This is a genomic window from Sphingomonas sp. Leaf25, assembly GCF_001421635.1.
Classification (GTDB): domain Bacteria; phylum Pseudomonadota; class Alphaproteobacteria; order Sphingomonadales; family Sphingomonadaceae; genus Sphingomonas.
Genome location: NZ_LMKU01000009.1, coordinates 1 through 24,907 on the forward strand (window position 1 = coordinate 1; position 24,907 = coordinate 24,907).

Consider the following 24,907-nt stretch of genomic DNA (forward strand, 5'->3'; position numbering starts at 1 on the left):
AGGCTCATAACCTGAAGGTCACAGGTTCAAATCCTGTCCCCGCAACCATACTTACACAACGCCTCCTCGGAACTTTCCGTGGGGGCTTTTTGCGTTTCGGCCAAAATACGCCAGCTTTCTTACCCTCGTCGCCCCGATTCGGCCAATCGCGGCCACCGCCCTTGTAGAGCAGGCGGCTTTGCGGCTAACCCGGAACGCTGTTTAGGATCGGAGCAAGCGTGTCCCCCGAGCTTCCACGATCGTTGGTCGACTATGCGCTTGCCTCGCGGGTCGCACTGGCGCTGGCGTCCGCGCGGGAGGACAATGCGCTGCTGCTGGTCAACCCCGCCTTCACCGCGCTGACCGGCTATGCGCCCGACGACGTGGTCGGGCGCAACTGCCGCATGCTCCAGCGCGACGCGGCCAACGCCGAACCCCGCGCCCGCTTGCGCGAATTTCTCACCCATCCGCGCCAAGCGAATGTCCGCACGCCGATCGTCAATTTTCGCAAGGACGGCACGCCGTTCGTCAACCTGCTCTACATGTCGCGGCTGAAGTCGCAGGACGGGGTCCACGACTATATCCTCGCCTCGCAGTTCGACGTCAGCCGGTCGCAGGGCGGGTTGCTGGCCGACTATGACGCAGCGCTCGGGCGGACGCTCGACCGGCTGATGCCGATCGCCGAGGATGCGGGCATTCTGATCGAAGGAACGCTGCTGACCATCGCCAACACCGCCGCCACCGTGGCCCAGGCCAAGCTGATGCTTGCCGGACTGGACGTCGACCATCATGGCTGACGGCACCGGGGCGGTGCCCATCGTCGGGATCGGCGCGTCGGCGGGCGGGCTGGAGGCGCTGCGCGACATGCTCGCCCCGGCGCGGCTGCCGACCGGGCTGGCCTTCGTGATCGTCCAGCATCTCGATCCCAATCACGAAAGCATGCTGGCGCAACTGCTCGACCGCAACACCGTGCTCGAAGTGCTGCAAAGCGCCGGCGGCGAGCGGATCGAGGCCGACAAGGTCTATATCATCCCCCCCGGGCGCGGCCTCGCCATTCGCGACGGCGTGCTCGAACTCACCGAATTTCAGCAGCCGCGTGGCCTTCGCCGCCCGATCGACGATTTCTTCCAGTCGCTGGCCGGCGACCAGCAGGCGAACGCCGCCTGCGTCATCCTGTCGGGCACCGGCGCCGATGGCACCACGGGCCTGCGCGCGATCAAGGAGAACGGCGGCGTCTGCGTGGTGCAGCAGCCCGAAAGTGCGCGCTACGACGGCATGCCGCTGTCGGCGGTCGGCACCGGCCTGATCGATTTCGTCCGCCCCGCCGGCGACATCCTCGAATGCCTGCAGGGCTTTTTCCAGCGGCGCGGCTGCGACGGGGACGAGGCGCAGGCCGAGATCGTCGCCGATCATGTCGACGAACTGTGCCGCGTGCTGCGCGGCGCGATCGGCCACGACTTTTCGGGCTATAAACGATCCACCTTCGTCCGCCGGGTCGAACGGCGGATGCACGTGCTGGGCATCGCCACCGGCCGTGCCTATCTCAACCGTATCCGCGGCGACGCCGACGAGTGCGAGGCGCTGTTCCGCGACCTGCTCATCAACGTCACCCGCTTCTTCCGCGATGGCGAGGCGTTCGCGGTCCTGAACGAACAGGTCGTCAAGCCGCTGACGCAGAACCGCGCCGCCGACGACGACCTGCGCATCTGGATCCCGGGCTGTTCGAGCGGCGAGGAAGCCTATACCATCGCCATGCTGTTCGCCGATGCCGCACGCACCGCCGGACAGCCGCTGGCGGTGCAGATCTTCGCGACCGACATCGACGAACAGATGCTGGGGCTGGCGCGCGACGGCAGCTACCCGCTCTCCGCCATGGCCGATATTCCGGCCGACCTGCGCGAACGCTATACCGTTCCGCATACCGATCGCTTCACCATCGCCGCGCCGATCCGCGACATGATCCGCTTTTCCAGCCACAGTCTGGTGAAGGACCCGCCCTTCTCGCGGATCGATCTGGTGTCGTGTCGCAACCTGCTGATCTATTTCGACGATCGGTTGCAGCAATCGGTGGTGCCGCTGCTTCATTACGCGCTGCGCCCCGGCGGCTATCTGTTCCTCGGCCCCTCCGAAAGCGTCGGCCGGTTCGAGCATCTCTTTCAACCGATCGATCAGCCCGCGCGCCTGTTCGAACGCGCGCCCGGCGCGCCCAATTATCCGATCGACCTGCCCGGCAACGGCCGGACCCACCCGCCGCGCCGCGAACGCACGGGGGCCGGGGGTGGCAGCGCGCTCAGCAACGAAGTGCTGGCGATCCGCCGCATGGTCGAACGCTATGCCCCGCCCAGCCTGATCGTCGATCAGGACGGGGCGATCATCTCGGCCTATGGCAAGCTCAGCCGCTATTTCGAATTTCCGGTGACACGCACCGGCGGCAGCAGCGCGGTGAACCTTGCCCGGCCCGGCCTGCGCACCGTCATCGGCCCGCTGCTGCGCCAGGCGCGCGAGGAACGCCGCCGCGCGATCGTGCGCGATGTCGCGGTCGAAACCGATTACGGCATCCAGCCGATCGAAGTGATCTGTGATCCGCTGGGCGACGGCACCTTGCTGTTCGTGTTCCGCGACACCGGCCCGTTCCGCCCGGTCGACGAGGGCGAGCTGCACGACCTCGAACCCAGCGACGATCATATGGAGGCGCTGGAGGACGAGCTGCGCCTGACCCGCCACCGCCTGCGCGCCGCGATCGAGGAGCTGGAGACGGCGAACGAGGAGCTGAAAAGCTCCAACGAAGAAATGATGTCGATGAACGAGGAGCTGCAATCGACCAACGAAGAGCTCTCCACGGTCAACGACGAACTGAAGAGCAAGGTCGACCAGCTCACCGTCGCCAATTCGGACCTGCGCAACTTCTACCAGTCGACCGAGCTGGCCGTGGTGGTGCTCGACGCCGATCTGAAGGTGCGCAGCTATACCGAGGCGGCGACCGCCATCTTCCCGCTGAAACCCGCCGATCGCGGGCGCCCGCTGACCGACGTCGCCAGCCGGCTGACCGGCACCGGCCACCTCGACGATGCCCGCGCGGTCGCGGGTGGCGCGCCGGCGGTGCAGCGCCGTGTGAGCACCGCCGATGGCGCGCATGTCTTCTCGATGCGCGTGCTGCCCTATCGCACCCAGAGCGGGCTGGTCGACGGCACCACCCTCGTCCTCACCGACATCACCGACGCGCTTTCGCTCGAACGGCAACTCGCCTCGGAGCGCGAGCGGCTCGACCTCGCGATCAAGGCGGCGGGGATCGGCGTGTGGGAATATTGCCCCGAGACGGGCGAGACGGTGCTCGACGCGGTCGAACAGCAGTTGTTCGAGATCGCCGGCGGCGACGCGACGCGGATCGATCCGCTGCTCGCCCGGATCGAGCCCGAGGACCGGGCCGGCGTCGAGGCGGCATTGCGCCGCGCGGTCGAGCGCAACGGCGATTACGAGGCGACCTTCCGCGTCCGGCGCGAGGGGGACGAGGTCCGCTGGGTCAAGGGCTTCGGCCGGGTGATCGCCGGCAGCAGCCCGGCGCGCCTCGTCGGCGTGTCGATCGACGTGACGCCCGAATATGCGCTGGCCGAAACCCGCGAGCTGATGCTGCGCGAGATGAACCACCGGGTGAAGAACCTGTTCGCGGTGATCGCCGGCATGATTACCATCGCCGCGCGCAACCAGAGCGACGTGCCCGCCTTCGCGAACGACATCCGCCACCGCATCGCCGCGCTGGGCCGCGCGCATTCGCTCGCCTCGCCCGCCGGCAAGCCGCAGGCGGTGGGGTTGAAGGAACTGGTCGAGGCGACGCTCGCGCCCTACCGCGACCATGCGACGATCGTCATCGACGGGCCGGCGGCGGAACTCGACCGGACCTGTTTGTCGCCGCTTGCGTTGGTGCTGCACGAATGGGCAACCAATTCGATGAAATATGGTGCGTTGGGCGACACGGCGGGGGGCAGCCTGCGAGTCGCATGGGCACTGGACGACGACAGGATCGAGATCATGTGGACCGAAGAAGGGGCCAGCCGCCGCGAGGACGACGCCATGCCGCGCCGTGGCTTCGGGTCGATACTGGTGGAAACCAGCATCCGCCAGTTGCGCGGCGCGATCGACGGCGGGGCGGATGCGAACGGCTATCGCCTGACGATCCGCCTGCCCGGGGACATCGTCGCCCATGGATAGGCTGGTGCTGCTCGTCGAGGACGAGCTGTTCATCGCGCTCGACCTGCAGATGACGATCGAGGACGCGGGCTTCGCGGTCGAGGGGCCGTGCAGCAGCGTCGCCGAGGCGCAGGCCGCGATCGATCAGGCCAAGGCGCGCTTCGCCGTCGCGCTGCTCGACGTGCAACTGCCCGATGGCACCGTCTTTCCCGCCGCCGACCGGCTGTACGATCGCGGCATCCCGCTGATCTTCCATTCGGGCCATGCCGACGACGCCGAACTGCGCCACCGCTATCCCGGTGCCACCATCTGCGAAAAGCCCAGCACGCCGCATGCGCTGGTCACGGCGCTGCGGAATTGCGCGGGGGGCGGGGCGGTAGCCTGAGCCTGTCCTACAGGCGCGCGATCGGCGATGGTGGTAGTGGGCCGGTGTCCGGCCGGTACTTCTTTCCCATCGATGACCGCTGTCGTACCTGCGAACGGTTCTTAACAATCGCGTCGCAAGTGTAAACTTTGTAAACTTTGGAGGGAATTTGGGGGCGTGGCGCTCCGTCCCGCCCTCCTTCGGGCGGAAACAAGGCGGTAAGGGGCGGATGCCGCCAACTCCGCTTCCATCGTCATTCCGGCGAAGGCCGGAATCCATATACGCTGACGGCGCGGCTCCTGTTCCCCCCCCTTCCTGACAAGGGAGGGGCCGGGGGTGGGTCGGCCCGCGAGGAACCGCAAGCGCTCCACAACCGGCCAACCCACCCCCCACCCCCCCCNCACCCCCGACCCCTCCCTTCCGGGGAGGGGAGCAGGTTCTGAGGGTCCGTCGTCGAATATCGTTTCCGGGTCCCGGAGCCCGCCACGGGCGAAGCCCGTGTCGTCGGACGGCGCTTGTAGCGCCGCCGGCCGGGCGCGCCTTGTGCGGCTCGGTGCAGCTTCGCTGCACCTTGCCCGGCGCGCCTTGCCCCACGTGCCATCCACCTCTACCCTGTGACCAAACAGGGACGGGGGCAGGGCATGGCACGCACAATGCTGGTCGGGATGCTGGCGGCGATCCTCGCCGCGACCCCGGCGACGGCGCAGCTCAACCCCAGCCTCAGCGAAGCCGAACGCGGCATCCGCCAGTCCGACACCCCGGCCGAGGCGACCCGGCTCACCATCGCCGATCTCGCGATCGACGCGAAGCTCACCGGCCCCGTCGCCGAACTGACGCTGGAGATGCTGCTGCGCACCGATGCGCCGCAACCGCACGAGGCCGATCTGGTGCTGCGCCTGCCCGACGGGGCGATCGTTACCGGCTATGCGCTCGACGTCGGCGGGCGGATGATCCCCGGGCAGTTGCTCGCCGCACCCCGCGCCCGCGAAGTCTATGCCGATACCGTCCGCGCCGGTATCGACCCCGGCCTTGCCGAAGTGACCGGCAACCGCTTCGCCACCCGCATCTTTCCGGTCGACCGCGACCATCCGCGCCGCTTCCGCCTGACGCTGGCGCTGCCCTATGATCCGGCACGCGGCCTCGACCTGCCGTTGCTGCGCGACCGCGCGATCGAGCGGGTAGCGCTGACCATCGCCGCCACCGGCTATGCCACCTCGCCGACGATCCGCTTCGATGGAGAGGCGGTGGCAGCGGACGGCACCATCACCCGGACCGGCCGTCCGCTGCGCAGCGGGCTGAGCGTTACCGGCGGGACGCTCGCCCCGGCCGCGCTGCTCGCCACCCACACCAATGGCGAACGCTTCTTCACCCTTGCCGATGCCGCGCCGCCGCCGCCGCCCGCGCCGACGCGCGGCGGACGGCTGCGGATTTATTGGGACCGGTCGCGCTCGCACCGCGATGGCGCCCCCGATGCCGAGATCGCCGCGCTGGTTCGGCTGGTCGACACGACCGCGCCCGACGCGATCGACCTCGTCACCTTCGCCAGCGACGTGCCCCGGCATCAGGTGGTGGCGGACGCCGCCGCGCTGCGCCGCGCGCTGACCGCGACCGTCTATCGCGGCGGCAGTTCGCTCGCGGGTCTCGCCGCGATGAAGCTCCCCGCCGCCACGCGCTGCGTGCTGGTGTTCGACGGCGCGGTCACGATCGATCGTGCGGCCGCCTTCGTCCCCGACTGCCCGCTCGCCGCGCTGACCGGATCGGCCGGGGCGGACATGGCGCGCCTCGCCCGCCTCGTGCGCCCGACCGGGGGCAGCGTGGTCCGCGCCGGCGGCGACGATGCCGCCGCCGCCCGCGCGCTGCTCGTGCCGCAAGCCGTCCGCCGCATCACCGACGGCCGGGGCACGGCCATCGACACCATCGTCTTGCCCGCCGCGCCCGGCCGTATCGCGCTCGCCGGACCGGCCCCGGTCGACGGCACGCTTGACGTGACCTTCGGCGACGGCACCTGCCGCCGCTATACGGTGCAGGGCGGCGCGACCGGCAACGCCCCCGCCGCGCTATGGGCGGTCGACCAGGTCGCCGCCCTCGCGACCGACCCGACACGCGCCGACGCGATGACCGCCACCGCGCGCCGCTATGGCGTGGCGACCGCCGGGCTGTCGTTCCTCGTCCTCGAACGCCCCGACCAGTATCTCACCGCTGACCTCGCCCCGCCACCGGGCTTCGCCGCCGACTGGATGACCGAGTATCGCGCGCAGAAGGCGGCGGCGCTCAAGGAGCGCGCGACCGACCGCGCCAGCCGGTTCGACGAGGTGCTGGAACGCTGGGCCGACCGCCGCCGCTGGTGGTCCGGGCAGTTCCCGGTCGAAATGGCCAAGCGCCGGCCCGGTCCGCTGCCGGTCTATACGCCGGTCCCGGTCATGGCACCGCCGCCACCGCCATCCGAACCGGTGCCGCCGCCCCCGCCGCCGCCTGCACCGATGGAACCGCTACCGCCGCCGGTCGTGCAAGTGCCAGCGCCGACGGTCGAAATCGCCGCTGCGGATGCCGGCAACATCGTCGTCACCGGTTCGCGGATCGAGAACGGGCTGCAACGCCGCGCGTCCGCCCGCGATCGGGCCATGACGATCGACCTTGCCGAACGCGCCTCGGGCAAGCCGCATATCGCCGCGCTCGCCGCCGCCGCGCCCGCCGCGCGGCTGGGCGTGCTGGCGGCGCAGGAGCGTGCCTATGGCGACACGCCCGGCTTCTACCTCGATGTCGCCGACTGGTTCCGCGCCAAGGGCGACACCGCGCTGGCCGACCTGCTGCTGCTCTCCGCGCTCGACCTGCCGCTGGCTGATGACGAGACGCGCCAGATCGTCGCCTTCCGCCTCGAACGCGATGGATCGCACGACCGCGCGGTCGAACTGGCCGAGCGGCTGGCCGGCGCGATCGACACGCTGCGTCCGCAACCGCGCCGTGACCTCGCGTTGGCGCTCGCCGCGCGCGGCAAGGCTGCGGGCAAGCGCGGCCGCGCCGACCTCGAACGCGCCTTCGCCCTGCTCACGCAGGTGGCACTCGACCCCGCGTCGAGCGACTTCGACGGGATCGAGGTCGTGGCGCTCGAAGAGGCCAATGCGCTGATCCCGGCGCTCGAGGCGGCGGGCGGCCGCTGGCAGCTCGACCCCCGCCTGCGCGGGCGGCTCGACATGGACGCGCGGATCGTGATCGGCTGGACCGCCGACGATGCCGACATCGACCTGTGGGTCAGCGAGCCCGGCGGCGAACGGGTGATGTACAGCCATCCGCTGAGCGCGATCGGCGGCGTCATCACCAACGACATGACCGATGGCTATGGGCCGGAGGAATATGCGCTGCGCCGCGCGCCCGCCGGTCGCTACGGCGTCGCGATCAACGGGTTCGACGCCGACCGGATCAACCCCAATGGTGCTGGCCATGTGCTGGTGCGCCTGTACCGCAACTATGCCCGCCCGAACGAGCAACAAGTGATGGTCGACGCCGACCTCGATTTCCAGAAGGGCGGCAACCGCAACGCCCGCGACGGCATGGTCCCGGTCGCGACGCTGGAGGTGGGGAAGTAGGGTTTTACTGGGTTCGGCACCGGCCCGCTCCCCCACCCGACCACCCATCGAGGATACGCTGTGGGTGGCCGGGTGGGGGAGCGGGCCGGTGCCGTATCCGCGTGAGCGGATCGAACGGATCCTACAACAGCTTGTCGAGCGTGATCGGCAGGTCGCGGACCCGCTTGCCCGTGGCGTTGTAGACCGCGTTCGCCACCGCCGCGCCGACCCCGGTGATGCCGATCTCGCCCACGCCGCGCGCCCCCATCGGCGTGTGCGGATCGGGAATGTCGGTCCACATTACGTCGATCTCGGGCACGTCGAGATGCACCGGCACATGATATTCGGCAAGGCTGGGGTTCATGATCCGGCCGTTCCGTTCGTCGAACTGCGTCTCTTCCATCAGCGCGAGGCCCAGCCCCATGATGATCCCGCCGCGAAACTGGCTGGCGGCGGTCAAGGGATTGAGGATGCGCCCGCAGTCGAACGAGCCGAGGAACCGGTCGACCCGCACCTCGCCGGTCACGTCGCTCACCCGCACCTCGCAGAACATGGCACCGTGCGAGTGCATCGACCAGTGCAGGAATTCGAGCGGCAACGGCGGCGTCGCCTCGACCACCAGCTCGCTGCGCCGTGCCCGTTCGAGGATCGAGCCATAGGATTCGTGCCGCCCCGGATCGGCGATGCTGGCAAGCCCGCCATCGACCGAGACGACCGCGTCGACATCCAGCCCGGCGAGCGGCGAATCATTGCCCGCCAGCTTGAGCAGCTTGGTGACGAGTTCGCGGTGCGCCGCCATCACCGACGCGCCGATCGCCGCCGTCTGCTGCGACCCGCCGGCCATGACGGTGCCGGGCAGGCGGTTGTCGCCATAGCGGAACGCCACCTGCGCCATCGGCAGCCCCAGCCGGTCGGCCGCGACCTGCGTTTGCACGGTCGCGGTGCCCATCCCCATGTCGTGCGCCGCGACCTCGATCGTGGCATGGCCGCTTTGCGTCAGCGTGATCCGCGCTGCCCCGCCGGGCATCCGGTAATAGGGATAGGTCGCGGTCGCGCAGCCCATCCCGATCCGCCATTCGCCCTCGCGGCGGCTGCCGGGCGCGCCTCGCTGGTCCCAGCCGAACCGCGCGGCCCCGTCGCGATACGCCCGCTCGATCTCGCGTGAGGAAAAGGGCGCGCCGCTCGTCGGGTCCTTGTCGGGCTCGTTGCGCAGCCTGAGCTCGATCGGATCAATGCCCAGCTCGACCGCCAGCTCGTCGATCGCGCTCTCCAGCGCGAAGCTGCCCACTGCTTCGCCCGGCGCGCGCATAAAGGTGTTGGCGACCATATCGAGCCGCACCACGTCGACGCCAAGCTGCGTTACGCCCGCGGCATAGGCGCTGCGCGTCGCCAGTACGAACGGTTCGGGTAGCGCATTGTGCGGCGTCATCGCGACGGTGCCGGTGTGGAGGATCGCGTCGAAACGGCCATCGGCCTGCGCGCCGATCGCGACGCGCTGCTGCGTCAGCGTGCGCCCGCCGACGATGCGGTACACCCCCTCGCGCGACAGCATCAGCCGAACCGGCCGTCCGCTGAGTTTCGCGGCGGCGGCGGCCAGCACCTGATGCTGCCACAGCCCCTTGCCGCCGAACCCGCCGCCGACGAACGGCGAGGTGACATGGACCTGGCGCTCGGCGATGCCGAACACCCTCGCCATCGACCATGCGGTATGCGCCACCATCTGCGACGCATCGTGCAGGCGCAACTCGTCGCCGTCCCATGCGGCGGTGACGGCGTGCAGTTCGATCGCATTATGGTTGTGGCGTGGGGACGTGTAGCGCCGGTCGACCCTGAACGGTGCCTTGGCCAGCGCCGCCGCTACGTCACCGTTCGACTGGGCGAGCGGCTGGCCCATGAACTGGGCTGGCTCGGTGCCCTTGGCGATTGCCTCGGCGAAACCGGTGGCGGCGGGGGCCGCGTCATAGGCCACCCGGATCAGCCCCACCGCATGGTCGGCCGCCTCCTGGCTGTCGGCCAGCACCAGCGCGACCGGCTCGCCGTTCCAGTGGATGCGATCGTCCTGCATCACCGGCAGGTCGCTGCCGCCGCATGCCTTTTCGCTGCTCATGAACAACGGCATCGGCGCCATGCGCGGCGCGTTGCGATGCGTCATCACCAGCCGCACGCCCGGTGCCGCCTCGGCCTCTGCCGTATCCAGCGTCGCAATCCGCCCGCGCGCGATGCTGCTATACGCCAGCGCGGCGTACAGCATCCCCTCCAGCGGAAATTCGGCGGCGAACCGCGCCTCCCCACGCACCTTCAGCGGCCCGTCGATGCGCGGCACCGCGCGGCCGATATGGCCATGTTGCCGGCGGATCAGCGGATCGGGCGTTGCCCCCGGCATCCAGCGGTCGGGGGCCAGTTGCACCGCCTTTTGCAGCGCGCCGATCGCCTTGCCCATCGCCGCCTGCTTGGCGCGTTCCAGCCGCTTCATGCGTCGCCCTCGCTCAGTTCGGCGAGTACCGCCGTGATCGTCCGTGCCGCCAACTCGATCTTGAAGCCGTTGCCGGACAGCGGCACCGCCGCCGCCAGTTCGGCCTCCGCCGCCGCGCGGAATGCCGCGATCGACGCAGGACCGCCGATGAGCGCGTTTTCCGCGATCCGCGCCCGCCACGGCTTGGCCGCGACGCCGCCCAGCGCCAGCCGCACGTCGGCGACCGTGCCGTTCCGCACTTCGATAGCGGCGGCGACCGACACCAGCGCAAAGGCATAGCTCGCCCGGTCGCGCACCTTGCGATAGGTCGATCGCATTTCGCCGGACAGCGTGGGCAGGGTGACGGCGGTTATCAGCTCGCCCGGCTCGATCACGGTGTCGCGATCGGGCCGGTCGCCGGGCAGGCGGTGCAGATCGGTCAGCGGCAGCGTGCGGACCCCCTGCGCCGACATCAGCTCGACCTCGGCATCCAGCGCGGCGAGCGCGACGCACAGGTCGGAGGGATGCGTCGCGATACAGGCAGGCGAGGCGCCGAGGATCGCATGGATGCGGTTGAACCCGTCCACCGCGTCGCAGCCGCTATCCGGCACCCGCTTGTTGCAGCGCGATCCCGCGACGTCGTAGAAATAGGTGCAGCGGGTGCGTTGCAGCAGGTTGCCGCCGACCGTCGCCATGTTGCGGATCTGCGCGCTGGCCCCTGCCAATATCGCGCGGGCGAGCAGCGGATAGCGGTCGCGCACGATCCGGTGTTCGGCGACGCTGCTGTTGCTCGCCGCCGCGCCGATCCGCAGCGCGCCGTCCCGTTCCTCGATCGCCGAGGACAGGGCGGTCACATCGACCAGCGTGGCGGGCCGCGCGATCCGCTCGCGCATCAGGTCGACGAGGTTGGTCCCCCCGCCAAGGAACATCGCATCGGGCATGTCGACCAGCGTCAGCGCCTCGGCAGGCCCCGCCGCGCGGCGATAGGTGAACGGGGTCACGCTGCCACCTCGCCATACACGTCGAGGATCGCATCGACGATGCCGTTGTGCGCGCCGCAGCGGCACAGATTGCCGCTCATCCGTTCGCGCAGTTCGTCGCGGGTCAGGCCAGCCGGAGCGGTCAGGCTTTGGGTGACATTGCTCGGGCTGCCCCGCCGCAGCTCGGCGACCATGCCGATCGCGGAGCAGATCTGCCCCGGCGTGCAATAGCCGCACTGGAACGCATCGTGCGCGACGAACGCGGCCTGGAGCGGATGGAGCGCCTCGCCCTCCGTCAGCCCTTCGACCGTCGTCACCGACCGGCCCTGATATTGCACCGCCAGCGCGAGGCACGACAGGATGCGCTCACCATCGACCAGCACGGTACATGCCCCGCACGCACCCTGGTTGCAGCCCTTCTTGGTGCCGGACAGGTCAAGCCGGTCGCGCAGCAGATCGAGCAGCGAGACGCGGGGATCGTCGGGTAGGGGGACGGGCGATCCGTTGACGAACAAGGTCATGGCACGCTCCTGCAAAGAGGCGTCCGGCGTATCGCAAAGGGCATGGCGCGGCAATGCGCGGTCCTGCCGCAATGCTCGTCTCCCACCGCCGGTTAACCCTGTTTCAACGCCCGCCGGCTATCCCGGCGGGTGGAGGCGGGAATGCGGCGATTTGCGTGGATGATCTGTATCGTGGCGAGCATCGCGCCTGCGCTCGCCGGCAATGCGGCGTCGATCGACGACTGGGCACGCTGGCGCGCGCCACGCTTCGCGACGCTGGGCGGCGGGGGGGGGCTGCCGCACGCCACCGCCACCGCGATCGTCCAGAGCAGCGAAGGATTGATGTGGATCGGCACGCGCGGCGGCCTCGCGCGCTATGACGGCCAGCGTATCCGCACCTTTCGCCAGCGGTCGGGCGATGCGACCAGCTTGCCCGACAATTACATCCGCGCGCTCCTGCCGCTGGCGCATGGCAGCATGCTGGTCGGCACCAATGTCGGCGGGATCGTGCGGTTCGATCCCGTCGCTGGCGGCTTCGTCCGGCTGCGCGGCGCCGAAGGCACGCGGATCGGCGCGCGAATCCTCGCCTTCACCCCCGACGGGCAGGGCGGGGCGCTGATCGCTTCCGATCACGGCGTGTTCCGCTACGATGCGCGCAGCGACCGCGTGGTGCCGCTGCTGGGGGCGGGGCCGGCGGCGCGCGATCTGGCGGGTGGCGCGTTCGCCGTCCACCGCGACGCCGACGGTACGATCATGGCGGGGGCGGACAAGGGGCTGTTCGTCCGCCGGCCCGGCAGCGACCGCTTCGTCCCGCTCGCCCTTCCCGACATCGGCGATGTCTGGGCGATCGCGCGCGACACGCGCGGACGGCTGTGGATCGGCACGGGATCGCACGGCATCGTCGTCCGGCAGGCCGATGGCCGCTTCGTCCGTCCGCCGGCGCTCGCCGGTTCGTCGGCGCTGATCGGCCATCGCACCATCCGTTCGTTCGCCCCGGGTCCCGATGGCGCGATGTGGGTCGGCACCGATGGCATGGGCGTGCTGCGGATCGATCCCGATCGCGGCTATGCCGTGCGCGCGCTGCGCAACATTCCCGCCGATGCCGCCTCGCTTGGCGGCGATACCGTGCGCGCCGTGACGCTCGATCGCACCGGGCGGCTGTGGGCCGCGACCGACGTCGGCGTGTCGCAGACCGATCCCGCGCGCGATGCGATCCTCTCGCTCACCAACGCCATGCCCGATCCCGCGCAGTCGCTGGCCGACACCAACGTCCGCGGAGTGATGGTCGATCGCGCCGACCGCATCTGGGTGGGGATGAGCAACGGCCTGATCGACCGGATTGACCGGGCGGGTGGCGCGATCCGCCACCTGAAACTGTCGGGCGGCCATGCCGGGCAGGACATCAAGGCGTTCGCCGAGGCCGCCGACGGCGGGATCCTCGCAGGGGGGCGCGGCGTGGTGGCGATCGATCCCCGGACGCTTCGCGAACGGCCGCTGGCGGTGCCCGACCTCGGCAACCTGCCGGTCATCTCGCTGGCGCGCATGGGCGATCGGCTGCTGATCGGCACCTACAAGGGGCTGTTCGACTGGAACATGGCCACCAATGCGGTCCGTCGCTATCGGCATGTCGACGGCGATGACACCAGCCTCGCGAACAACGAGGTCATCAACATCGTCGCCGCCGGCGACGGCGGCGCATGGATCGCGACGCCGGCCGGCGTCAGCCGGTACGATCCCGCGACCGGGCGCTTCACCACCTATCGCAACCGCAGCGACGATCCGGCCAGCCTGCCGCAAAACTATACCGGATCGATCGTCGCGGCCGGTCCGGTGCTGTGGGTCGGCACCTATGGCGGGGTGGCGCGTGGTACCCGTCACGGCGGCGACTGGCGCTTTCGGGCGATCACCGAGGGCGACGGGCTGGCGAACGACAATGTCGCCTCGCTGCTCGCCGATCGCCGGGGCCGCATCTGGGCGGCGAGCGCCACCGGCATCTCGGTCGTGCCGCCCGGTGGCACCGGGGTCCGCATCGTCAGCCGCCGCGACGGGCTGACCCCCGATTCGTTCAACCAACGGGCAGCGGCGGTGACGCAGGGCGGCGACCTGCTGTTCGGCGGCACCGGCGGGTTGCTGGTCGTCCGGCCCGACGCGATGCTCGGCGCGCGTCGCACCGCGCCGCCATCGCTGGTGACGACCGAGGTCGAGCAGGACGGACGCGCGCTGCCGGTCGATCCCTTTCCCGGCCGCCATCCGATCCGCATCGCCGGCGGGCGGCACAGCGTACGGATCGCCTTCGCGCTGACCGATTATGCCGCGCCGCAGGAGGTCCGCTACCGCTACCGGCTGGAGGGGTTCGACGACGCATGGGTGGCGGTGCCGGAGGGAACGCCCGCCAGCGCCACCTATACCAACCTGCCCGGCGGCAATTACGTGCTGCACCTGTCGGCCTATATCCCCGGCGTCGATCCGCGCTTCGTCACCACCTCGGTCGACCTGAGCGTCGCGCCGTCGTGGTACGAACATTGGTGGGTCCGCCTGATCGGACTGATGGTGGTGGTGCTGGCGATCCTCGGCGTGGTGCAGACGCGCACGCTGGTGCTGCGCCGGCGGACCCGCACGCTCGAAGCGTTGATCGACCAGCGGACGCAGGAACTGCGCGCTGCCAACGTCTCGCTCGCCCACCTCGCCGCCACCGACCCGCTGACTGGCCTCGCCAACCGACGCACGTTGATGGCGCGGCTGGAGGAGGAGCGCGAACGTGCCGCGCGCACCGGGCACGGCTTCGCGCTGGCGATGATCGACATCGATCATTTCAAGCGGGTCAACGATACCCATGGCCATCAGACCGGCGACCGCGTGATCCGCGCGATCGCCGAACGGATCGGGCAGGCGGTGCGCACCGTCGATTGCGTCGCGCGCTATGGCGGCGAGGAGATCGCGATCCTGCTGCCGGCGACGACGCTCGGCGAGGCGGGCGTCCTGACCGATCGCATCCGCCGGTCGATCGGCACCGTGCCGGTCGAGATCGATGGCATCGCCATCCCGATCACGATCAGCGGCGGCGTGGCGGCCAGCGACGGCACCGAGACGATCGGCATATTGCTCCACCGCGCCGATCAGGCACTTTATCGTGCCAAGCGTGACGGCCGCGACCGGATCGAGGCGGCACCCGCATCGCTGTCGATCGTCGCCTAGGGCCGATCGACATTTGGCATTTCCGGTCAATCTTCGTCATTTCCGGCCGAAACAGCCGCCCCTTTCGTCACCCCGGAACAGGTCCGGGGTGACGGCGCGTGGATGAATTTCGATCGGCCCTAAGGCGTTACCGGGCCAGGTTGAACCCGATGCAGATGTCGCCTCTTGGGACAGGGCGAAACGACGCCGGCCGCCGCTTCGCCCGATGCGTCACTTCTTCGTCTGTCCCGATGCGCCCGACACCGCCGAACCGGCCGAACGCAGGTCCTTGCCCGCGCCGTTCACGGTGTTGCACGCCGACAGCAGGACCATGGCACCCAATGCGACGCCGAACCCGATCTTGGTCTTCATGATGCTTCTCCTCGTTTGAATCCGGGGGTGCGACGGACCCGATACGCCGGCCCGTCGCGGTACACCCGGCACGACGGCGGGCAGTGCCATCGTGCCGGAACGCTGTGCCGCATGCGCTGCGGCAATCTCGCTAATCCTTGGCCGGCGGTTTCTCGGCCGGGGCCGGTTCATCGGCATCGCGGCGCGCCCGTTCGCACGCCGCATCGTCGCCGATCAGCTTGCCGATCGCGTCCTGTACCGACGCCTTGGTGCGCCGGGTCCCGTTGCTATCGCTGCTGGCGCTCATGCCGCCGTCTCCCGCTGATCCCGTTTGATCCGCACGCCTTCGCCATCGAACCCGCGTGCCCGTGCCCAGGCGACCGCCGCGATCCGGCGGTTGACGCCGATCTTGGCGTAGATCCGCGCGACATGGTTGCGCACGGTATTGCCCGCGACATCCAGCGTCCGCGCGATCCGCTTGTCGTCATAGCCGCGACAGATCAGCGCCAGCACCTCGCGCTCGCGCGTCGTCAGATCGTCCAGTCCGGGTCCGTCCGCCGCCTCCTGCGGTGCGCGCAGGCGGGCCAGCTTGTCCATGATCGATCGGCTGAACCAGCTCGTGTCCTTCATCACCGATTCGATCGCCTCGACCAGTTCGAGTTCGGTCGCCTTGCGCTGGGTGATGTCCTGAAACGCCCACAGGACGCAGGCGTCGTCGCCCAGCCGGATCGCCTCGGTCGAGATCAGGCAATCGATCGTCGCGCCGTCCTTGGCATGGATGCGTGCCTCGTGGCCGCGCAGGTCGCGCCCTTCCGCGATCGCCGCCTCGATCGTCTCGCGCACGGCACCGCTGTCCCACAGCTCGACCTCGCCCAGCGGCCGGCCGATGATCTCGGTCGCGCCATAGCCGGTCATCTGGGTGAAACTGGCGTTCACCTCGCACAGCAGATGCCCGTCGCGCGCGCCGATCGCCATCGGCACCGGTGCCATCTGAAAGGTGCGGGTAAAGCGTTCCTCGCTGTGGCGCAGCGCCCCTTCGGCTTTCCGCCGGGGTTCGAGGTCGGCGAAGGTGAACAGCATGCACGGCTGCCCGGTCATGTCGATCGGTTGCCCGGCGACGATCACCAAGCGTGTGGCGCCGTCGGCCAGTTCCAGCTCGGCCTCCATCTGCGGGATGGTGCGCCCTTCGCTCAACCGCTCCTTGGCCAGATCGCGCCGGTCGGCCAGCCGCAGCACGTCGATGTCGTACACCGTCTTGCACAGCACCTGATCGCGCGACAGGCCGGTCATATCCAGAAAGCCCTGATTGACCTTCACATACCGCAGGTCGCTCAACCGGCAGATGACCGCGGGTGCGGGGTTGGCGTTGAACGACTGCTCGAACCGGTCCTCGGCCTCGTACCGTGCCGATACGTCCTGGAGGATGAGGACGAGACAGGCCGGTTCGCCGTCGTCGCTGTCGTTCAGGACGAGGCTGCGCACCTGATGCACGAAGCGTGGGCTTTCCTCGCCCGCCACCGTCACCTCGACCACCACTTCGGAGAAACGGTCGCCCGCGACCACCCGGTCGATCGGATAGTCGTCGGCCTCCAGCCGGTGATTGTTGCGATAGCGCAGGCGAAACCGGTCGCGATATTCGTCGACCGTCGCCCCCAGTTCGGCGATGTCGGACACGCCGTGCATCGTCAGTGCCGCCTGGTTGGCCCACAACAGGCTCTGATCGGGATCGATCAGGATCACCCCTTCGTCCAGACCGACGACGATCTGGCGCAAATGGCGCAGATCGGCGGTCTCGCGAAGCGATTTGAACGACGGCGCGATCATCGTCGGAGTCAGGCGCGACGCCCGTGGAAGGCCCATGCCAGCGCATAGCCTCCGAGCGCTGCGGCCGCGACCCACAGCAGCGGCGTATCGCGCACGGTGTCGCTCGCGACCCGGCCGCCCTTGCGCGCCTGATCGCCCGCCCGCGCCGAAACGCTGCGCAACCGGTCGCGCGCGTCGTCGACCAGTTCGGGTGCGCCGTCGATCGCGTCGTGCAGTACCGAACGCGCCCGGCCATAAAGGCGGCGGGCGCCGCCGGCGACCTGATCGACGATGCCGTCGACCTGCCATTCGCGGCTGTCGACCGTATCGCCGATCGCCTGCTCGACCTTGCCGGTGGCATAGCGTACGCCGCCGCGAAATTCGTCCTTGTTCATCGCCTCGATCCTGTCCGGGAAGAAGGAGCGGGAGCCGGTCCGTCGGCCTCCCCGGCGCGGCGGACGCGGGGGACGCGCCCTGTGCCGTGGAGTCCGCAGGAACGACATCCCGCCGCCGGTGCTGGGGGTGCGCCGGTCCGACGTATCAACCGATTGCAGGGTGTCGCGTTCCTAGTATCTTTGCGCCGTATGCTGGTCGGGAAGCACCAGATCCAGCAGCCGTACCCGGTCCCCATAAAGCTGCGCCAGTCGCAGGTGGATCGACCGGGCATGCGCTTCCCCGCTCTTTTCAGCGAGTTGGCGGTGATCGGCGGCACGGCGCCGCAAATAGGCACATTCATCCGGCCCCGAACGGAAGATGGCGGTGGGTTCGCGCGGATCATTCATAAGAACGATGCTACCAACCGTCCGCCACGGGGCTATGCGCTATAAATACCAGTTCGCTGGTATTTTAATCCCTGCCCGCCCGCGTCAGAACGGTTCGGGCGAGGGCCAGATGCGGTGCATCGAGCATCCGTCCGTCGATCTGTACCGCCCCCGCGCCGGGGGCGGCGGCAAAGGCGGCGATCACCGCCTGCGCATGGGCGACCGTCGCCGCATCGGGCGTCATCCCGGCGTTGATGACCGGCACCTGCGCCGGATGGATCGCCAGCATCGCGGTGAAGCCGTCGCGCGCGGCGCGGGCGACATAGCGCTCCAGCCCCTCCAGGTCGCGAAACGCCGGATAGACTGTCTCGATCGCCGGAACCCGCGCGGCATGCGCGGCGAACAGCATCAGCGACCGGGCCAGTTCATAGGGCGGGGTATAGCGTCCGTCGGCCTCGCGGGCGCTGGTCGCGCCGATCGCGGCGGGCAGGTCCTCGGCCCCCCATGTCAGCCCGGCGAGGCTGGTCGCGACCTGCGCATAGCTGCCGAGCGCGAAGATCGCCGCCGGGGTTTCGGTGGCGATGGGCAGGATCGGCACGCCGGGGGCCAGCGCGGCCAGCGCCGCGACGCTCGCTGCCCCCTCGGCCTTGGGCAGCACCAGCGCGTCGGGCCGCGCGTCCAGCACCGCCGCGACATCGTCTGCGGTCATGCCGCTGCCGAGCGGATTGACCCGGACGAACACCGGAATCTGCCGGTCGGACCGGCGCAAGAACGCCGCCGTCGTTTCGCGCGCGGCACCCTTGGCAGCGGGCAGCACCGCGTCCTCCAGATCGAGGATCAGCGCATCGGCCCCGCTCGCCAGCGCCTTTTCCATCCGGTCGCCCCGGTCGCCCGGCACGAACAGCAGCGACCGCAGCCTCATGCCGGCCGCCGCTGGATCAGCGCGGTGCGCAGGCAGCGGCAGACCGCCTCGTCCCGCTGGTTGGTCAGGGTGTGGGCGAAGGTGACGATGCCGGCGGTCGGCCGTGACCGGCTGTCCTTCAGCGCGCTGACCTCGGTCGATGCGCGCAGCGTGTCGCCGATGAACACCGGATGCGGCATCACCACATCATTGTAGCCGAGGTTCGCGACCAGCGTGCCGAGCGTGGTGTCGCCGACCGACAGCCCGACGAGCAACGCGAAGGTGAAGGTGCCGTTGACGAGGATGCGGCCGAACTCGCTCGCCTTCGCCGCTTCGGCGTCGAGGTGCAGCGGCTGGGGATTGTGGGTCATGCACGAAAACAGCAGATTGTCGGTTTCGGTCACGGTGCGGCGGATGTCATGGTCGATCCGGTCGCCGATCACCCAGTCCTCGAAATAGCGTCCCGCCATCAGCCCTGTTCCTCGATCCGCGCGAGCGTCAGCCCCTCGCGCACCTGTTGTCCGGCTTCCACCTTCACTTCGGCGACGATGCCGTCGAACGGCGCGGTTAGCGCCTGTTCCATCTTCATCGCCTCCAGCACGATGAGGCGCGTACCCCTGGTCACGACCTCGCCTTCCGCGACCAGCACGGCGACGATCCGTCCCGGCATCGGTGCGGCGATCGTACCGCTGGCAGTGCCGGCCCCGCCGACGAACCGGTCGCTGCGTGGGCGACCGAACGACCAGCCCTCGCCGCCATGATAGGCGATGCCGCTATCGATCACGACCGCATCCGCCGGCTGCGGCGTGACGCGGACGATCGCCCCGCCAATCTCGACCGATATGTCGCACTGCACCGGCGCGTTCAGTCGGAACCCGGCGAGCGGCGCGTTTGCTTGCGGTAGCAGCGCCGCCGCCGCTGCCTGTTGCACCACCGGCGGCGGCGTGTCGCCCAGCACCAGTGTCGCCAGATGCCGTTCGATGAAGCCGGTATCGACATGGCCGGCGACGAAGTCGGGATGCGCCGCCGCCCGCGCGAGGAAGCCGGCATTGGTCCGCACCGGCCACACCCGCACCGATCCCGCTGCCTGCGCCAGCCGCGCGGCGGCATCATGCCGGTCGGGCGCGTGGACGATCAGCTTGGCGATCATCGGGTCGTAGTGCGGCGTCACCACATCGCCTTCGCGCACCCCGGTGTCGACGCGGATCGTATCGGACAGCGCCAGCCGGTCGAGCCGGCCGGTCGACGGCAGGAAGCCGGTCGCGGGGTTTTCGGCATAGAGCCGCGCCTCCATCGCCCAGCCGGTGATCGACAGCGCGTCCTGCGCCAGCGGCAGCGGCTCGCCCGAGGCGACGCGCAACTGCCATTCGACCAGATCGACGCCGGTGATCGCTTCCGTCACCGGATGCTCGACCTGCAACCGGGTGTTCATTTCCATGAACCAGATGCGATCGGCGCGCAGGCCGTGCGAGGCATCGGCGATGAATTCGATCGTGCCCGCACCGATATAGTCGACCGCGCGCGCCGCCTGTACCGCCGCCGCGCACACGCTGGCGCGGGTCGCGTCGTCCATGCCGGGGGCGGGGGCTTCCTCGATCACCTTCTGGTGGCGACGCTGGAGCGAACAGTCGCGCTCGAACAGGTGGACGATATTGCCATGGGTGTCGCCGAACACCTGCACCTCGATATGGCGGGGCGACAGGATGTATTTCTCGATCAGTACCCGGTCGTCGCCGAAACTCGCCGCCGCCTCGCGCCGGCAACTCTCCAGCGCGCCGAGGAAATCGGTGGGGTCGTCGACGCGGCGCATGCCCTTGCCGCCGCCGCCCGCCACCGCCTTGATAAGCACCGGATAGCCGGTCGCCGCCGCTTCGGCCTTGAGCCGTTCGGGCGACTGGTCCGCGCCCTGATAGCCCGGCGTGACCGGCACGCCGGCGGCGATCATCCGCGCCTTGGCGGCGTCCTTCAGCCCCATCGCGCGGATGCTGTCGGGCCGGGGGCCGATCCAGACGAGGCCTGCGTCGATCACGGCCTGCGCGAAATCGGCGTTCTCCGACAGGAAGCCATAGCCGGGGTGAATCGCCGCCGCGCCGCTCGCGCGCGCCGCCGCCAATATCCGGTCGGCGTTCAGGTAGGAATCGCGCGCCGCCGCCGGGCCGATGGCGATCGCTTCGTCGGCCATCGCGACGTGCCGCGCGGCGGCGTCCGCGTCGGAATGGACCGCGATCGTCCGCACGCCCATGGCGCGCGCGGTGCGGATGATGCGGCAGGCGATCTCACCGCGATTGGCGATCAGGACGGAATCGATCATGGTCAGGGTCCTTCGTCCGATCACATGCGGAACAGGCCGAAGCGCGGATGCTGCGGCACCGGCGCGTTCAGCGTGGTGGCGAGCGCGAGGCCCAGCACGTCGCGGGTCTGCGCCGGATCGATGATCCCGTCGTCCCACATCCGCGCGGTCGCGTAATAAGGATTGCCCTCGGCTTCGTATTTCGCGCGGATCGGGGCCTTGAACGCCTCGGCCTCCTCCGCCGACCAGTCGGCCGCATCGCGGTGGACCGTGGCCAGCACCGATGCCGCCTGCTCGCCGCCCATCACGCCGATCCGCGCATTGGGCCAGGTGAACAGGAAGCGCGGGGAGTAGGCGCGCCCGCACATGCCGTAGTTGCCCGCACCGAAGCTGCCGCCGATCAGCAGCGTGATCTTGGGCACGCTGGCGGTCGCCACCGCCGTCACCAGCTTGGCGCCGTGCTTGGCGATCCCCTCCGCCTCGTATTTGCCGCCGACCATGAAGCCGGAGATATTCTGAAGGAACAGCAGCGGAATCCGCCGCTGGCAGGCGAGTTCGATGAAATGCGCGCCCTTCTGCGCGCTTTCCGAAAACAGCACGCCGTTGTTGGCGATGATGCCGACCGGTATCCCGTGGATATGCGCGAAGCCGCACACGAGGGTGGTGCCGAACAACGGCTTGAACTCATGCAGTTCGGACCCGTCGACGATCCGCGCGATCACCTCGCGCACGTCGTAGGGCGCGCGTACGTCGGTGGGGAGGATGCCGTACAGCTCCTCCGCGTCGTACAGCGGCGCGCGCGGCGCGCGGCGGGTGATGTCGCTGACCGGCGGGTCGTTCAGCGTCGCGACGATGTCGCGCACGATGGTGAGCGCATGGTCGTCGTTCACCGCCAGATGGTCGACCACCCCCGAGGTGCGCGCGTGCAGGTCGCCACCGCCCAGATCCTCGGCGCTGATGACCTCGCCGGTCGCCGCCTGCACCAGCGGCGGGCCGGCGAGGAAGATCGTGCCCTGTCCGCGCACGATCACCGTCTCGTCCGACATGGCCGGGATATAGGCTCCGCCGGCGGTGCAGCTTCCCATCACGCACGCGATCTGCGGGATACCCGCCGCGCTCATCTGCGCCTGGTTGAAGAAGATGCGGCCGAAATGATCGCGATCAGGGAAAAATTCGGCCTGATGCGGCAGGTTGCCGCCACCCGAATCGACCAGATAGATACATGGCAGCCGGTTTTCCTGCGCGATCTCCTGCGCGCGCAGATGCTTCTTCACCGTCATCGGGAAATACGCGCCGCCCTTCACCGTCGGATCGTTGACGACGATCATGCAGTCACGCCCCGACACCCGGCCGATGCCGGCCAGCACGCCCGCGCCCGGTGCCTCGCCGTCGTACATGCCGTTCGCCGCCAGTTGCCCGATTTCGAGCAGCGGCGATCCGGCGTCGAGCAACCGCTCCAGCCGGTCACGTGGCAACAGCTTGCCGCGCGCGACATGGCGCGCGCGATGTTTCTCCGCCCCGCCCAGCGCCGTCCGCGCCACCCGGTCGCGCAACTCGGCGGCGAGTGCGCGGTTATGCGCATCGTTCGCCCGGAACGCCGCGTCGGCCGTGTCGATCGCGCTGGTCAGCCGGGTCATTGCGCCCTCGGCGCGTCATGGCCGATCAGTTCGCGCCCGATCAGCATCCGCCGGACCTCGTTGGTGCCCGCCCCGATGTCGAGCAGCTTGGCATCGCGCAGGAAGCGTTCGACCGGCCAGTCCTTCGTATAGCCCGCCCCGCCCAGCGCCTGCACCGCCTCGCCCGCAACGCGGAAGGCGTTCTCGCTCGCCAGCAGGATCGCGCCCGCCGCATCGAAACGGGTGGTCCGCCCCGCATCGCACGACCGCGCGACGGCATAGACATAGGCGCGCGCCGAATTGAGCGCGACATACATGTCGGCGATCTTCGCCTGCACGAGCTGGAAACTGCCGATCGGCGTGCCGAACTGGCGACGTTCGCGGACATAGGGGATGACCACGTCGAGACACGCCTGCATGATGCCGAGCTGGATGCCGGCCAGCACCGCGCGCTCGTAATCAAGGCCGCTCATCAGCACGCCGATCCCGCCGTTGAGCGGTCCCATCACCTGATCGTCCGACACGAAACAATCGTCGAACACCAGTTCGGCGGTCGGCGATCCGCGCATACCCATCTTGTCGATCTTCTGCCCGATCGAAAAACCGGCCATGCCGCGCTCGATCAGGAAGGCAGTGATCCCGCGCGATCCCTCGCCGGTCTTGGCATAGACGACCAGCGTGTCGGCGTACGCCGCATTGGTGATCCAGAATTTGGTGCCGTTCAGCACATAGCCGCCCTCGGTCGGTGCGGCGCGCAGCTTCATCGACACGACGTCGCTGCCCGCGCTCACTTCCGACATCGCCAGCGCGCCGACATGCTCGCCGCTGATGAGTTTGGGCAGGTACTTCTCGCGCTGCGCGTCGCTGCCCCAGCGACGGATTTGGTTGATGCACAGGTTGGAATGCGCGCCGTAGCTCAACCCCACCGACGCGCTGGCGCGGCTGACCTCCTCGCAGGCGATGACATGTTCGAGATAGCCGAGGCCGAGGCCACCCCATCGTTCCTCGACGGTGATGCCGTGCAGCCCCAATTCGCCCATCGCGGTCCACAGTTCGTCGCGCGGGAACCAGTCCTCGGCATCGATCCGCGCCGCCAGCGGCGCGATACGATCGGCGGCGAAGCGGCGTACCGTCTCGCGGATCATGTCGGCGGTTTCGCCCAGCGCGAAATCAAAGTCCTGCATCGCTCAACCCTTCGTCGACGGACGAGGGGCGGGCGCGGGGCGGCAAGGGGCCAAGGCATCTCTCCATCGTTCGTACGGGTCCAGGGACGATTCGCCCTTGCCCGACAGTTATAGAAACGATCATACGTTCGTTTACGCAGGGAGCAACCCGCTTGTTCCCGCAGCCATGGGGAAGGAACGCGGCCAGATGCGCACGATCGGATCGAACGGTCCCCAGACGCTGGCGGCGATCCGGGCCAAGGGGCTCGAACTGCTGGCGCGTCATGGCTATGAGGCGATGAGCCTGCGCATGCTGGCGCAGGCGGTCGGCATTCAGCCCGGATCGCTCTACAACCATATCGACACCAAACAGGGGCTGTTGTTCGATGTGGTCGAGGGGCATCTGCGCGACCTGATCGCCGCCTGCGATGCGGCGCTCGACGGTGTGACAGGGGCAAGGGCGCGGCTGGAGCGGTTCGCCGCCTTCCATGTCGAACATCACATCACCCGGCAGCAGGCGGTGTTCGTCGGCAATTCCGAACTGCGCGCGCTGACCCCCGAAAACCACGCGATCGTCGCCGGCCTGCGCGGCGAGTACGAAGCGCGGCTGATCGACATATTGGCGCAAGGGGCGGGCGACGGTAGCTTGCGTATCGGCGACGTGCGCGTCACCGCCTATGCGCTGCTCGGGCTGCTCACCGGGGTCTGCACGTGGTTCCGGCCGGGCGGTCGGCTGGACAGCGCCGAGGTGGTCGCGCTGCATGTCGATCTGGCGGTGCGCAGCGTCACCTGAAGCCGTTGCCGTTTGGCGGGGTGCCGCCTAAG

General features: G+C 69.3%; 19 protein-coding genes. 6 read left to right on the forward strand and 13 right to left on the reverse strand.

Annotated elements, in window-relative coordinates; genetic code table 11:
- Positions 1–242: 242 nt before the first annotated feature.
- The 4 genes from ASE78_RS04340 to ASE78_RS04355 all read left to right on the forward strand — a co-directional run bounded on the left by ASE78_RS04340 (position 243) and on the right by ASE78_RS04355 (position 8,112).
- Positions 243–776 (forward strand): PAS domain-containing protein, encoded by a 534-nt coding sequence (locus ASE78_RS04340; RefSeq protein ID WP_235514874.1) that lies wholly within the window; start codon positions 243–245, stop codon positions 774–776.
- Positions 769–4,185, forward strand: coding sequence for a CheR family methyltransferase (locus ASE78_RS04345; RefSeq protein WP_056493767.1), 3,417 nt, complete (start codon positions 769–771; stop codon positions 4,183–4,185). The genes ASE78_RS04340 and ASE78_RS04345 overlap by 8 nt, the downstream gene beginning before the upstream one ends.
- Positions 4,178–4,549: a response regulator gene (locus ASE78_RS04350; protein ID WP_055761488.1), complete on the forward strand. Its 372-nt coding sequence runs from the start codon at positions 4,178–4,180 to the stop codon at positions 4,547–4,549. Before ASE78_RS04345 ends, ASE78_RS04350 begins: the two co-directional genes overlap by 8 nt.
- 620 nt (positions 4,550–5,169) lie before the next feature.
- Positions 5,170–8,112, forward strand: a complete 2,943-nt coding sequence (locus tag ASE78_RS04355; RefSeq protein ID WP_082467008.1) for a VIT domain-containing protein — start codon at positions 5,170–5,172, stop codon at positions 8,110–8,112.
- Between the two features lie 121 nt (positions 8,113–8,233).
- Here the strand turns inward: ASE78_RS04355 and ASE78_RS04360 are convergent, their stop codons facing one another.
- From ASE78_RS04360 to ASE78_RS04370, 3 genes are read right to left on the reverse strand one after another with little or no spacing between them, the layout of a single operon-like run.
- A complete protein-coding gene (locus tag ASE78_RS04360) occupies positions 8,234–10,564 on the reverse strand; it encodes a xanthine dehydrogenase family protein molybdopterin-binding subunit (RefSeq protein WP_056493773.1) in 2,331 nt (776 codons plus the stop codon).
- A complete protein-coding gene (locus tag ASE78_RS04365) occupies positions 10,561–11,544 on the reverse strand; it encodes an FAD binding domain-containing protein (protein WP_056493775.1) in 984 nt (327 codons plus the stop codon). Before ASE78_RS04365 ends, ASE78_RS04360 begins: the two co-directional genes overlap by 4 nt.
- On the reverse strand, positions 11,541–12,044 hold the full coding sequence (locus tag ASE78_RS04370; protein ID WP_055761475.1) for a 2Fe-2S iron-sulfur cluster-binding protein: 504 nt from the start codon (positions 12,042–12,044) through the stop codon (positions 11,541–11,543). The genes ASE78_RS04365 and ASE78_RS04370 overlap by 4 nt, the downstream gene beginning before the upstream one ends.
- A 141-nt stretch (positions 12,045–12,185) precedes the next feature.
- Here ASE78_RS04370 and ASE78_RS04375 point away from each other — a divergent pair, with 141 nt between their 5' ends.
- On the forward strand, positions 12,186–15,218 hold the full coding sequence (locus ASE78_RS04375) for a diguanylate cyclase (RefSeq protein ID WP_055761472.1): 3,033 nt from the start codon (positions 12,186–12,188) through the stop codon (positions 15,216–15,218).
- Positions 15,219–15,428: 210 nt separating this feature from the next.
- Here ASE78_RS04375 and ASE78_RS18185 read toward each other — a convergent pair whose 3' ends face one another.
- From ASE78_RS18185 to ASE78_RS04415, 10 genes are all read right to left on the reverse strand, one after another.
- Positions 15,429–15,569, reverse strand: coding sequence for an entericidin A/B family lipoprotein (locus tag ASE78_RS18185; RefSeq protein WP_082467009.1), 141 nt, complete (start codon positions 15,567–15,569; stop codon positions 15,429–15,431).
- 130 nt (positions 15,570–15,699) lie between these two features.
- The gene (locus tag ASE78_RS19055) at positions 15,700–15,855 is read right to left on the reverse strand and encodes a hypothetical protein (RefSeq protein ID WP_164490752.1); all 156 of its coding nucleotides are present in this window, start codon (positions 15,853–15,855) and stop codon (positions 15,700–15,702) included.
- The gene (locus ASE78_RS04380; RefSeq protein WP_056493782.1) at positions 15,852–17,372 is read right to left on the reverse strand and encodes a PAS domain S-box protein; all 1,521 of its coding nucleotides are present in this window, start codon (positions 17,370–17,372) and stop codon (positions 15,852–15,854) included. Before ASE78_RS04380 ends, ASE78_RS19055 begins: the two co-directional genes overlap by 4 nt.
- Before the next feature lie 8 nt (positions 17,373–17,380).
- Complete coding sequence (locus tag ASE78_RS04385) at positions 17,381–17,746, reverse strand: CsbD family protein (RefSeq protein WP_056493785.1); 366 nt, start codon at positions 17,744–17,746, stop codon at positions 17,381–17,383.
- 171 nt (positions 17,747–17,917) lie between these two features.
- Positions 17,918–18,133 carry a hypothetical protein gene (locus tag ASE78_RS19400; protein WP_056493787.1) on the reverse strand — a complete coding sequence of 72 codons (216 nt, stop codon included), beginning with the start codon at positions 18,131–18,133 and terminating at the stop codon, positions 17,918–17,920.
- Between the two features lie 64 nt (positions 18,134–18,197).
- Complete coding sequence (locus tag ASE78_RS04395) at positions 18,198–19,034, reverse strand: HpcH/HpaI aldolase/citrate lyase family protein (protein WP_056493790.1); 837 nt, start codon at positions 19,032–19,034, stop codon at positions 18,198–18,200.
- Complete coding sequence (locus tag ASE78_RS04400) at positions 19,031–19,483, reverse strand: MaoC family dehydratase (protein WP_056493793.1); 453 nt, start codon at positions 19,481–19,483, stop codon at positions 19,031–19,033. Before ASE78_RS04400 ends, ASE78_RS04395 begins: the two co-directional genes overlap by 4 nt.
- Positions 19,483–21,324, reverse strand: coding sequence for an acetyl/propionyl/methylcrotonyl-CoA carboxylase subunit alpha (locus ASE78_RS04405; RefSeq protein WP_056493796.1), 1,842 nt, complete (start codon positions 21,322–21,324; stop codon positions 19,483–19,485). Before ASE78_RS04405 ends, ASE78_RS04400 begins: the two co-directional genes overlap by 1 nt.
- A gap of 20 nt (positions 21,325–21,344) precedes the next feature.
- Complete coding sequence (locus ASE78_RS04410) at positions 21,345–22,940, reverse strand: carboxyl transferase domain-containing protein (protein ID WP_056493799.1); 1,596 nt, start codon at positions 22,938–22,940, stop codon at positions 21,345–21,347.
- On the reverse strand, positions 22,937–24,103 hold the full coding sequence (locus ASE78_RS04415) for an acyl-CoA dehydrogenase family protein (protein ID WP_056493802.1): 1,167 nt from the start codon (positions 24,101–24,103) through the stop codon (positions 22,937–22,939). Before ASE78_RS04415 ends, ASE78_RS04410 begins: the two co-directional genes overlap by 4 nt.
- Before the next feature lie 166 nt (positions 24,104–24,269).
- Here ASE78_RS04415 and ASE78_RS04420 point away from each other — a divergent pair, with 166 nt between their 5' ends.
- The gene (locus tag ASE78_RS04420; protein WP_200910994.1) at positions 24,270–24,875 is read left to right on the forward strand and encodes a TetR/AcrR family transcriptional regulator; all 606 of its coding nucleotides are present in this window, start codon (positions 24,270–24,272) and stop codon (positions 24,873–24,875) included.
- Positions 24,876–24,907 lie beyond the last annotated feature (32 nt).